9 protein-coding genes are annotated in these 11,815 nt (G+C 59.6%); 4 read left to right on the forward strand and 5 right to left on the reverse strand.

Annotation, left to right across the window (positions count from 1 at the left end; genetic code table 11):
* The first annotated feature begins 64 nt into the window (after nucleotides 1-64).
* Nucleotides 65-844, forward strand: coding sequence for an acetoin reductase (locus tag AAEZ03_RS05860; protein ID WP_350576843.1), 780 nt, complete (start codon nucleotides 65-67; stop codon nucleotides 842-844).
* An 84-nt stretch (nucleotides 845-928) separates the two neighbouring features.
* On the opposite strand, the gene AAEZ03_RS05865 is transcribed toward AAEZ03_RS05860, so the two are convergent.
* From AAEZ03_RS05865 to AAEZ03_RS05885, 5 genes are all read right to left on the reverse strand, one after another.
* On the reverse strand, nucleotides 929-1,279 hold the full coding sequence (locus AAEZ03_RS05865; protein WP_350576846.1) for a DUF6124 family protein: 351 nt from the start codon (nucleotides 1,277-1,279) through the stop codon (nucleotides 929-931).
* A 551-nt stretch (nucleotides 1,280-1,830) separates the two neighbouring features.
* A complete protein-coding gene (locus AAEZ03_RS05870) occupies nucleotides 1,831-3,477 on the reverse strand; it encodes a CapA family protein (protein ID WP_350576849.1) in 1,647 nt (548 codons plus the stop codon).
* A 51-nt stretch (nucleotides 3,478-3,528) separates the two neighbouring features.
* Nucleotides 3,529-4,611 carry a M14 family metallopeptidase gene (locus tag AAEZ03_RS05875; RefSeq protein WP_153351373.1) on the reverse strand — a complete coding sequence of 361 codons (1,083 nt, stop codon included), beginning with the start codon at nucleotides 4,609-4,611 and terminating at the stop codon, nucleotides 3,529-3,531.
* A gap of 44 nt (nucleotides 4,612-4,655) precedes the next feature.
* Nucleotides 4,656-5,948 carry an MFS transporter gene (locus AAEZ03_RS05880; protein WP_350576852.1) on the reverse strand — a complete coding sequence of 431 codons (1,293 nt, stop codon included), beginning with the start codon at nucleotides 5,946-5,948 and terminating at the stop codon, nucleotides 4,656-4,658.
* Between the two features lie 26 nt (nucleotides 5,949-5,974).
* Nucleotides 5,975-7,786: a DUF1302 domain-containing protein gene (locus AAEZ03_RS05885; protein ID WP_350576855.1), complete on the reverse strand. Its 1,812-nt coding sequence runs from the start codon at nucleotides 7,784-7,786 to the stop codon at nucleotides 5,975-5,977.
* Nucleotides 7,787-8,115: 329 nt separating this feature from the next.
* On the opposite strand from AAEZ03_RS05885, the gene AAEZ03_RS05890 reads away from it, so the two are divergent.
* The 3 genes from AAEZ03_RS05890 (at nucleotide 8,116) to AAEZ03_RS05900 (ending at nucleotide 11,708) form a co-directional block, all read left to right on the forward strand.
* On the forward strand, nucleotides 8,116-9,219 hold the full coding sequence (locus AAEZ03_RS05890) for a GlxA family transcriptional regulator (protein ID WP_350576858.1): 1,104 nt from the start codon (nucleotides 8,116-8,118) through the stop codon (nucleotides 9,217-9,219).
* 229 nt (nucleotides 9,220-9,448) lie between these two features.
* A complete protein-coding gene (locus AAEZ03_RS05895; protein ID WP_282363653.1) occupies nucleotides 9,449-10,486 on the forward strand; it encodes a branched-chain amino acid aminotransferase in 1,038 nt (345 codons plus the stop codon).
* 160 nt (nucleotides 10,487-10,646) lie between these two features.
* Complete coding sequence (locus AAEZ03_RS05900; protein WP_350576862.1) at nucleotides 10,647-11,708, forward strand: PDDEXK nuclease domain-containing protein; 1,062 nt, start codon at nucleotides 10,647-10,649, stop codon at nucleotides 11,706-11,708.
* Nucleotides 11,709-11,815: the final 107 nt, after the last annotated feature.

The following is an 11,815-nucleotide window of genomic DNA, read 5'->3' on the forward strand; positions in this document are numbered from 1 at the left end:
CGCCAGCGGTCTGGGCTATGGTTCAGACCGCTGATCTTGCTAACGGTTGAAAGGAGCCCAACGAATGAAACTCAGTGGAAAAGTTGCATTGATCACCGGCGCGGCACAAGGCATTGGCCGTGGCATCGCCTTGCGTCTGGCCAGAGAAGGCGCCGACATCGCGCTGGTTGACCTCAACCCGGAAAAACTGCGCCACGTGGCCGAAGAGGTCCAGGTGCTGGGCCGCAAAGCCAGCACCTTCGTGGCGGACGTGGGTGACCGCGAACAAGTCTTCCAGGCCGTTGAACATGCCCACAGCACGCTGGGCGGGCTGGACATCATGGTCAACAACGCAGGCATTTCACAGGTCAAGCCGCTGCTGGACGTGACCGCCGAAGAAATCGAACGCATCTACCGCATCAACGTGCAGGGCACCCTGTGGGGCATTCAGGCGGCGGCCGAGAAATTCCAGGCGCTTAAACGCACTGGCAAAATCATCAACGCGTGCTCCATCGCGGGGCATGAAGGCTATGCCTTGCTGGGCGTTTACTCCTCCACCAAATTCGCCGTCCGTGCCCTGACCCAAGCGGCGGCCAAAGAGCTGGCGGTACACGGCATCACCGTCAACGCCTACTGCCCGGGTGTGGTCGGGACCGACATGTGGGTCGACATCGACAAACGCATGTCCGAAATCACCGGCGCGCCGATTGGCGCCACCTACGATAAATTCGTCAACGGCATCGCCCTGGGCCGCGCCGAAACCCCGGAAGACGTCGCAGCGTTCGTCGCCTACCTGGCCAGCCCGGACGCCGACTACATGACCGGCCAAGCCCCGCTGATCGACGGCGGCTTAGTCTTCCGCTAATCCCACAACACCTGTGGGAGCGAGCTTGTCTCGCGATCTTTTGATCTTCAAAACGCGCCTGCTTGCACTCAGGCGCGTGCTGCTTTAGTGCGTCGTTAAACCATCCAGCGACTTGTCCACATACGCCTTGGCCAGCTCCACCAGGTGCATGCAGGACATCACCAAACTGCGCGAATGCCCGCTCAAGCCATTCCCCGCCTCACTCGCCGAAGCACCCGCGCAGCGCAACAAGTCTGACGCCTGGGCCAAAGCCGCTTCTAAATTGACGCTGTCCGGGATGGCATACGTGGCCTGATCCACGTGCCGTGGAGGCCTATGGACGTGCAGGTAGTAATCGAGGGCGCGTTCGGTGGCTGCACGGTCTAACGACAATGCCTCGCACTGAGCAGCAGTTTGCGGGGGGGAAGCGGGTGGATCAGGAACAATTTTTTTCATGGGTACAACTCCGAGAGATCAAGGGAGCTGCCTTTATCGCGACTAAACGAATGGGTGGCAGCCATGCGCAGGTTAGTCGACCGGTCACTCGGAAACCCGGCGCGCCACGAAGGGCGCCCTGCGCACGGCCACCATAAAACGCAGGCCGAAAAAAGCGCCTCGCGGAGGTGGCGCCTTGCGCCGAGTAACATGCCGGGCGACTAAACCCAACCGCTGATTGACAGCGATGGGCCGAGACTATTCCCCGAATGGCACAGGCACAAGCGAACGGAAGTTTCTAGGATGTTTCCCCGGATTGAAAGGGAAGCGTCGTACGAAATGGCTGATTAGCAACCTCTGTAGTCGCTGCCGCAGGCTGCGATAAGGGCCGCAGGCCCTTCAAAAGCGGGGTCGCTAAGCAACCCATCGCAGCCTTCGTGCCTCGGCAGCGACTACGGGGTTTGTGGGGGTATGGAGGTCATCTGTAGGAGCGAGCTTGCTCGCGAGCTTTTAAGATCAAAAGATCGCGAGCAAGCTCGCTCCTACAGATAGGTGGTTATAAGAGGAGGGCGTTACGCGTCAAAACGCTGGGCGATGCTCGAAAGCGGCGACAGGATGTCGTTCCACACTTTGTCTCGCAGGTGCGGCAGCTGGCTTATTTCCAGCTCGGTCAGGCCAAACTCAGTCGGCCTTTCCAGCACGTCGAAGAACTTGACGATGCGACAGTCGAAACGCTTTTTCCCCAAGTCTCGATTGACGATATACAGCGGCAACGCCTGCAAATTGAACAGCCCGGTGGAGCCCTTCACCTTGCCGATGTTGAACTTCACGCTGTAGGCCAGTTTGGAGTTGCGGCTTTCGGGGTGGTAGCTCACAAAGTCGCCGAACGCGTAGATCACCAGCGCGTCCTGTTTGCCGGTGCGCGGGATCAACTGCGCGGGCTGGCTGACATGCGGGTGGTTGCCCAGAATCGTGTCGACGCCGCACTCAATCACCTTGTGCGCCGCATCGACGATGTTGACGTGGGGGTACATCTCGAACTCCCAGCCCCAGTGACAGTAAGCGATGATCCAGTCCGCGCCCTTGGCCTGCGCCGCCGCGACCTGTTTTTTGATCAGGGTGTAATCAGGCGGCGGGTTTACATCGTTAAAGCGCACTTCGTTGGCCAGGTAAGACTTGCCTTCGGGCACCAAGTGGCCGTTGAGGTCAAAGGTGTAGGCCAGCAGCGCCACCTTGATGCCGTCTTTTTCAAAGATCACCACCTCGTTCTGCTCGGCTTGGCTGGCGGCCGTACCGGCATACAGCGCGCCCGACCTTTTGAGCACGTCGAGGGTGGCCAGCACGCCCGATTCGCCATAGTCCATGGCGTGGTTGGTCGCGGTGCTGAAGAAGTTGATTTTGGCCTCGTGGCGGAATTTGTCGAACATCGCCTCGGACGTGTTCATCCGCGCCGGTTCGCCGGGCTGCTGGTTACGGCCGGGCTTGTGGTTTTTGTCCACCGTGGATTCGAGGTTGGCGCTGACAATGTCGGCGCTGCTGTAAAAGTCGGTGATCCCATCGAACAAGTGCTCGGTGTTTTCGGGTGTCAGCACATCCACCGCGAGCAAATCCCCGGCGCACGACACCGACACCGAAGCAATCGTGCTGTCAGCGTCCGGCGACGGGTCGGTCAGGTTGAAAAACTCTAGGCGCTGGGACGCGAAAAACGCTTCCAGCCCCGAACCCACTTCAGCGACTTCCAGCTGATTGAACCAGTACCGGTACACCCACTTGAGCTTTTCGAATGCACTGCCCGAAATGTTGTATACCCCGGTTTCAGGCTGCGGGTAGTGGAACTGGTCATAGCAGATGTAGCTCGCCAACAGCACGCCAAGCCTTGCCAGGGTGCGCTTGTCCTTGAGTTTTTTAAGCGAAGGCGGCAGCTCGCCGAAGCCCGGATCGACAAAAATCTCATCCAGGGCGATGTCTGCGGCCGAGCCGATCAGTTCCGGCAGCAGCGGCTCAACCTTGGCCCAGACCTTCAGCGGGTCATGTTGCGCCACCCAGCCAAACAGCTCACGCGCGCATTCAAGCTCTTCGGGGGTGAGCGTCTCTACAGGCTTTAACTCCCCCAGCGCCACACGCTGAAGGGTGGTGGTGATCTCATCGCCATGCTCATCAAGTGTGGTCTTGATCTGTTGCATGATCTGTCTTAACGCTTCCATCAAATACGCATTCATCCTGAATATCCTTTTTGTCTTGAGGGGTGACTCTATCGACGGCGCAGAGTGCTACGTCATGGAAAGCCCTTTGAGGGTCTGTGCCGTGACCTCTCGCGCTTGTTCCAGCACGCGTCGTTTCCAGTCATCGCTATCAATGTAGAAGGCATCGCGAAGTTGTCGCTTGATTTGAGTGCGTTGGGTGTCATTAGCCTGTGGATTGTTCTGCAACCATTGATCGGCGCGCAGTGCGTTTAGCACGGCCGGGCCGGGTTTGGTGCCGTATTCCAGGGTCAAACCGTTGTATTGGGCCAGCGGGCACTCTTGCATCACGGCCAGGTCCAGCGTGCCGTTGAGCACGGCAGAGGACGACGAGCCGTCTTCGCTGGAGGTGACCTGCGGCCCCCACCATTCGCGCGCCCGGGCAATGTCGTTTGAGGTGGTGTGCCCTTTGTAAATACGCTCGCCTACGCCATAAGGGCCGAGCCCCGTGTGCACGTCGATCCAGCCGATGCGTTGGCAATGGCTGCCCAGGCGGCGGATGATCTGGCGCAGTTGCAGGTTGCTCCAGGTGGGTTGAGTGCCCGCAAAAAACAGACCGCGCGGGTCGATGTGCTGGCCGCTAGTGATGGCTGTTTGCAGCGCTTTAGGCCCGTGACGCAAGGCGTAACCCGCCAGCCCCAGGGTGCTGAGCAGCGTCGGCGGCTGGCGCTTGGGCACCAGCCACGAGGCGAGGGCGCGGTAAGGGGAATGAACGGGCAGCGGCTGGCTGAAGTCATTGAAGTTGCGATTGAGGTCGACGTTGTCTTCGTTGACTCGGCGCAGCCAAGAGAAGCCATAAGGGTTGAGCGCATGCAGATACAGCACGGCCACATTCTCTCGGTGGCTGTCACGCAGCCAGTTGCGGTCACGCAGGTGATCGACTTGCACCGCCGAGCCGCAAAAGCCTTCAACACCGTGGACGCCGCTGCTCACGACCAGCAAATTGGCCGCACAGGGCGAGCCTGAAAGCGCCACATCAATGGCCAGTTCTTCTCCCTCCTTACCGGCCAGCGGGTGAAGGTGAGACTCCACCTTGAGATCCGCATTGGAGCAGGCCTCAAGGAATTTTTGCCGCGCTTGGGCGTAGCTCTGTGAAAAGCAGGATAAGTCCATCAAGCAGTTCCTATGCAAAGTCGGGAGGTGTCATGACGCGCAGGCTAGGCCGGGCTGGCGGCCGGTAAACCCGCAAGGGGAGTGTTGGCATTGAGCTCGCGGCGGGTGCGCTCCGGGTCGATCAACAGCAGCCCAAGTACGCTGAAGACCAACAGGGTGATGCCAAACAGGCCGATGGCCAGTTCGAAGCCGTTCACCAGGTCGCCGTGCTGCCAGCCAATGGCTTGTCCGACCACCAGGGGCGCGAGCATGCCGGCCGTGGTCATCAAGGCGATATGGATGGCCAGCATGCTGCCGCGTTGGCGGGCCGGTGCGATGTGGGCAACGATGCTGAAGCCAAACGCAGACAACAGGTTGAGCAGAATGCTGCCCAGCAAAAACAAGCCCAGCGTCACGGTCAGGGCCGTGGTGGTAAAGCCCATGACGATGTACGCCACGCCCGCAATCAGGCAGGCCAGCAGCGGTGGCACCACCATCGCCTTGCGGATGCTGGCGCCACGTTTCATGGCGCGTTGGGCCAGGCTTGAGACCAGCAGGTTGATGGCAATTACCCCCAGCGTGGTGGCAAGCACCAGGTAGCCGGATTGCATGGGCGTCATGCCCAGCCCTTTTTGCAGGTACGTCGGCAGCCAGCTGTAGAGCAGGGCGTTGGGCAAGTAACTGCAAAAGGCGACCAGAGTGATGCAGACAAAGGTGCGATTGAGCAACAAGCGGCCATAAGGCAGCGTCGGCAAGGCCTCGCCGTTAACGGTTTTGGTGTCATCGTGCTGCCCCTCGCGGCCATAAAGCTGCCACAACAGCAGCCAGATCAGGCCGATACCGGCCAGCAGCACATACCCTGTGCGCCAGCCGTAATACTCTATCAATTTGGGCAAGGCCAGCGCCCCGGCGATGGCACCGAGCATGATTGCCACCTGAATCAGCGCGGCCGGCAAGACCCGTTCGCGGGTGGCATACCATTTGAAGCAGGCGTGCTGGGTGACCGCGGTGCCCGGCCCGCAACCGGCACCGAGCAGCACGCGGCTGGCCAACAGGCTGATAAACGTCGTGGACAGGGCCGCGAGCAATTGCGCGGTCATCCACACCAGGGCCATGCCCGACAGGATCCAGCGGCTGGGCATGCGGTTGGCCACAAAGCCCACCAGCACCCCGGAAATCGAATACAAAAAGAAAAACGCGCTGCTGATAAAGCCGAACTGCTCGGCGGTGAGCTTGAGTTCGTCAATGATCTGCGGGCCGGCAAAGGCAAAAATGGTTTTATCCAGCACGCTGATAATGACCACGGTCATCAGCAGCGCGACCACCAGCGGGCGGCGTTTATCGGTCAATGAGTGCATGGGGATGGCCTTTTCAATAGGGGCGCTCAGAAGCGGATGCCGACACTGGCCTCAAACATGCTGCGATCGGCGACCAGGTTGTAATCGCCGCCACCGGTGTTCAGGTAGCTGACGTTGAAGGTGTAGGTTTTTTGGTATTCGCCCTGCACGCCCAGCACCTGCGCGTAGCGGCCTTCGGAAAACACGCCGTCATAGGCATGCCCTTTAACGTCATAGAGCACCGCCAGCGAAGGGGCCAGGTCGAGCCCCGGCAACACATTTTTATAGTGGATTTCGGCTTTGGCGCGGGTGCCCCAGGAAAACGGCGTGACAAACCCGTCCATTGAGCATTTAGCCGCCGGGCCCGTGCATTTCGCGTTCTCACCGTAGGGCGCGCTGCCAAAACCGGGGCGGCCGTAGCGGCGCTCGTCGGTGTCCGGCAGGTCGTGCACATATTTGAACCCGGCTTCGGCCGACAGCTTCATGTCACCGCCCAACACGTGACCGAACGGGCGGCTGGCGCCAAGGTTGAATTGGCTGACGCGAAAGCGGTCGTAACCGGGCGCCAGATAGCCGGTCGGAGTTTTAGTCAGGTACGCAAAGGGGCCGCTGCCGCCCAGCAAACCGGTGATAAAGTCCGAGCCGTTCCAGGCAATGGGCTGGTTGGGCCGGTAGCTGTATTCGGCATAAATTCCGGTGCCGTCCGGGAGCCGGGTCTTGAAGTTAAGCGCGTACAGGCGGATGTGGGTCGGGAAGGCGCGCTGGTAATACGCGGCCACGCCGGTGGGGGTGGCCTGGCCCAGATTGGCGGCCGGAGGTGTCAGCACGCCGGGCCCTGTGCGCACCACTTGGGTGATGGCATCGCGGCTGGTGTAGTCGGCGAAATACACGCCGAACATGCCGACGTTGTCCCACAAGTAGTGCAGACCTGCGCCGTATTGGTTGTCGCTGGGCCGATGGTCGGGGCCACGGGCCACGCTGTCCAGGGGGTTATTCAGGGCTTGGCCGTCCGGGGTAAAGATCGGCCGGCCGGCCAGCGAGCTGAGGATGCTGCCGTTGAGTAAAAACTGGTTGCACCCGGGTTGCGCGTAATCGCTGGTCGACAGGAACGTGCCGCAACCGGGGAAGGCATTGGGGCGCAACTCAAACTGATTAAAGGCATCCACGCTCAGGTTGTCGGTCAGGGCCAGCTTGGCGTAAAGCGCGGGCATCGCCACGGTGCGGGCCTCGGCAATCGAGGTGCTGCGCCGGGCGGCGGCCCAGTCGAATGCGTTCACAGCCTGCAGGCCGCCGCCGATGGTGGTCGGTGTCACCCAAGGGATCGCCTGATCGCCAAGCCGGACCAACAGGTCATGCCCGCCCGGCTGGAAGTTGCCATACACATAGGCATCGTCGATGACCGCGTTGGAAAACCGCGCCAGCGAGTCGAAACCGTCATCACTCAAGGGTTTGCCGGGGCGATAGCCGTTCGGGACGCTGCCATAGTCCACGCCCTGGTCTTTTTGCGCGTAGTCGTACCAGCCTTTGGCGCTGACAAACACGCCGAGGTTGCGGTGGCTGAGGTCGGCTTGCAGGTAGGTTTCCAGCGACGTCGACACGGCATCGCCGCGCTTGTAGTTGAGGTCGCCGTCGTTGAACAGGTTCATGCCGTATTCGGTGCTGGTCAGGCGGTGGCTCGGGTTGTCCATGCGCCGCACCGTGCCCAGTTTTACGGCGCCTTTAACGGTCAGGCGGGTGTCGTCCTGCTGCCATTCGATCCCTGGGCCGAGCCCGGACCGTAGGTCACCGAACACCAGTTCGCCCCCTGATACCGGGGCTGTCATGCCTGCGCTGAGCAGCGCTGTGGAGAGTCCCGTCATAACGGGTTTGCCAGCCTTGGCCCACGCTTTTCTTATTGTTGTGTTCACTGAGCACTACCTTCGTTTTGTTTTTGTGGGATGCCAGGCGTTTTCAGTCTATCGCCCAAGGTCGGGCGGTAATACGGCGAATACCGACAGCGATAGGGCCAATATCGCCAGCCAAAACACGTGGTAAACCGCCCGCGCAGCGCTTGGCGTGGGCTTTGTCCGGCTGGTTTGAACAAGCAGGAATAAGGTGCGGGGCAGGGACGACGAGTGCCGCTGGCAGACAAGGCACAGAGGTGGAGCTAATATCGCCAACAATAAGTCCAATATCGCCGGGTTAGCCCATGAACGTCCGTATTGATTTGCTCCACGGCCCGCACAGCATGGCCGGGACGCTGTTCAGCGTTATCGATATTCTGCGCACCTTCAACACGCTCTGGCAGATGCGTAACCCCGACAAACGCGGGGCGTTCTTCCATTGGCGGCTGATTGATGCGGCGGGTAATGAACTGCCGCTGCCCAACTGGATGACGGCCATGCAGTCGCCTGCCGGGGGGCGCAAAACCTTGCGACCCTCGCAAACTGCGCTGTTTGTTCCGGGCGTGCAGATGAAAAGCGTCCCCGACCTCAACCATGTGCTCGACCAATGCAGCGAAGAGCTGGACTGCATCGCCCGCTACCACTCCCAGGGCCGGGTGATCGCTGCCAGCTTCAACGGCCCTGTGATGTTGGCGCGCGCCGGGGTGCTCAATGGTCGGCGCGCCACGGTCACGTGGATGATTGCCAACTGGTTTGCGTCCAGCTTCCCCGCCGTGCAGATGGCGATGGAAGGCCCGGTTGTGGTGGATGGCCCGGTTTTTACTGCCGGGGCACCGGCGGCGGTCTGCGACTTGGTGGTTGAACTGATTCGCCATTTCGCGGGCGAAGAAATGGCGCAAATTGCGACCAACGGGCTGCTCTATCACCCCATGCGTTTTGAACAGTCGGGCCTGAACTTTCCCGGTATCTCGGTGAAAACTCGCGACAGTGTGGTGTTTCGCGCCAAGCACTGGCTACAGCAGCATATTCAGACGCCCTACAGCCTTGAGCGCGTGGCCCAGGCCGCGACCGCCAGCCCGCGCACCTTGTTGCGCCATTTCAAGGAAGTCGAAGGCATGACCCCGCTGGACTACCTGCACCGCCTGCGTGTGGAGCGGGCCAAACAGCTGCTGGAAGTGACGCTGATCGACCTGACTGAGGTCATGGAATATTGCGGCTACCAGGATGCCAGTGCCTTCCGCCGCCTGTTTCGGCGCGCCACCGGGGTCACGCCCTCTGAATATCGGCGCCGCTACACCATGCGTGTTTCCAGCCGTTGGTGGCGCGCCGATGAACCGGGTGCCGATGAGCGGGCAGATGACCTGATCAAGTCATTGGGGATTGAACCGGACGACAACGCGGGCCATTGATGGCAGGCAGCCGCCATCGAGACACTTGCCTAACCGGTTTTTCCGTGCAATAAAAATGGCCACTTTGGTTCGGCCTTCAGGGCTCAACGCGACGAACCGCACGTTATTTTTCGCAAATACTGAATGACCCCGGTGCGCTGGCCGTAAGTGGCTGGCACACTGGCCCGTGATAAAGGCATCGACCTTGCCGATGCCGCATAACCTGCCAAGAACAGCTTTCGAGGTAATCATGTCTGTCCCGAGTATCGACTGGAGCACATTGGGCTTCAATTACATCAAAACCGACTATCGCTACCTGTCTCGCTGGAGCGACGACAAATGGGACAACGGCGTTCTGACTGAAGACAACGTGCTGCACATCAGCGAAGGGTCCACCGCCCTGCACTATGGGCAACAGTGCTTCGAAGGCCTGAAGGCCTATCGCTGCAAAGACGGGTCGATCAACTTGTTCCGCCCGGATCAAAACGCCCTGCGCATGCAACGCAGCTGCGACCGTTTGATGATGCCGCATGTGTCGGTTGAGCAGTTCATCGACGCGTGTACCCAGGTGGTCAAAGCCAACGAGCAGTTCATCCCGCCGTACGGTTCGGGTGGCGCGCTGTACTTGCGTCCATTCGTGATTGGCGTGGGCGACAACATCGGCGTGCGCACGGCCCCTGAATTCATTTTCAGCGTGTTCTGCATCCCGGTGGGTCCGTACTTCAAAGGCGGCATGAAGCCTTGCAACTTCATGATCTCCGACTACGACCGCGCCGCGCCAAATGGCACCGGTGCTGCCAAAGTGGGTGGCAACTACGCGGCCAGCCTGCTGCCGGGTTCCGAAGCCAAAAAGGCCGGTTTTGCAGATTGCATCTACCTGGACCCGCTGACCCACACCCACATTGAAGAAGTCGGCTCGGCCAACTTCTTTGCCATCACCGAAGACAATCAATTCGTCACCCCGCGTTCGGCCTCGGTACTGCCGGGCATCACGCGCTTGTCGTTGATTGCACTGGCCAAAGAGCGTCTGGGCCTGACCGTGGTTGAAGGCGATGTACGCGTAGACGAACTGGACCGCTTCACCGAAGCGGGCGCGTGCGGCACCGCTGCCGTCATCACCCCGATTGGTGGCATCCAGTACCGCGACAAACTGCACGTCTTCCACAGCGAGACAGAAGTAGGTCCGGTGACACAACGGCTGTACAACGAACTCACCGGCATCCAGTCCGGCGACGTCGAAGCTCCGGCTGGCTGGATCGTCAAGGTCCCAGGCTCGCAACAGGCTTAAACACGCCTGCCTCGTACTGCCTCGCGATCTTTAAAAGATCGCGAGGCAAGCTCGCTCCTACAGGGGGCTGTGTATCTCTTCTTGTCGCGCAAGATCATTTGGCTGCAACGGTGCAGAGCTGACTATAACTGCCCCGAATACGCCAAGAGGAAGTCAAACCATGAGCGACGCCCCCGCTAGCCTGACCACACCGCCTGAAGGCTATGGCGAGTGGTTGGTCGATCTGAAAGGCCGCATCCATATCGCCCAGCAACGCGCCACTTTGGCGGTAAACCGGGAATTGGTGCTGCTTTATTGGCAGATCGGTCGCGACATTCTGGCCCGGCAAGCTGATCAAGGCTGGGGGGCCAAAGTGATTGAGCGCTTGGCACATGACTTGCGCGCCGCGTTTCCGGAGATGAAAGGTTTTTCCCGGGCCAATTTGATGTATATGCGTGCTTTTGCTGACGCTTGGCCAGATTCTGCAATTGTCCAACAGGCTGTTGGACAATTGCCTTGGGGTCATAACCTCGTGTTACTGACCAAGCTGAAAGCCCCAGAGCAGCGTCTGGCCTATGCGAACAGTGCGATTGCCAACGGCTGGTCGCGCAATATGCTGAACATTCATATTGAAACTCGCCTTCTGGAACGCAGTGGTGCGGCAGTCACTAACTTCGATGCCAGATTGCCTAAAGCTCATTCAGACCTAGCGCGTGAGTCGCTGAAAGATCCCTATTGTTTTGATTTCCTGGGGCTTCGAGAAGAAGCACAAGAGCGTGAAATCGAACACGCCTTGGTCAAACACGTCACCGAGTTCTTGCTGGAGCTTGGGGCAGGCTTTGCCTTTGTTGGGCGGCAGGTGTTGCTGGATGTCGGGGGCGATGAGTTCTTCATCGATTTGCTGTTCTATCACCTCAAGCTGCGCTGTTATGTGGTGATTGAGCTCAAGGCCGGCAAGTTCAAGCCTGAGCATCTGGGGCAGCTCGGTTTTTATATGACGGCAGTGGATCGTCAGATCAAAGGCGAGCACGACACGCCCACTATCGGTCTTTTGCTTTGCAAGAGCAAAAACAAGATCGTGGCTGAATATGCGTTAGGCGATAAAGCCCAGCCCATGGGCATTGCGGAATATAAGTTGCTCGAGTCGCTACCGGCCGAATTGCAAACCAGCCTGCCTAGCATCGAGCAGATTGAACGTGAACTGGCTGGCGATGGTTCTCTCGCACAGGACGAGGCTCGGTGATGTAAGCGTCGCTGTTTTTTGATGGCGGCGTCAGAGTTATCCCTTATCGGCAATATCCAGAAAAGTTTGGTCGTAATTCTTTTTAAGTATTTCTGGCTATAACCCGC

The organism is Pseudomonas sp. HY2-MNA-CIBAN-0224 (assembly GCF_040310285.1).
Taxonomy (GTDB): domain Bacteria; phylum Pseudomonadota; class Gammaproteobacteria; order Pseudomonadales; family Pseudomonadaceae; genus Aquipseudomonas; species Aquipseudomonas helleri.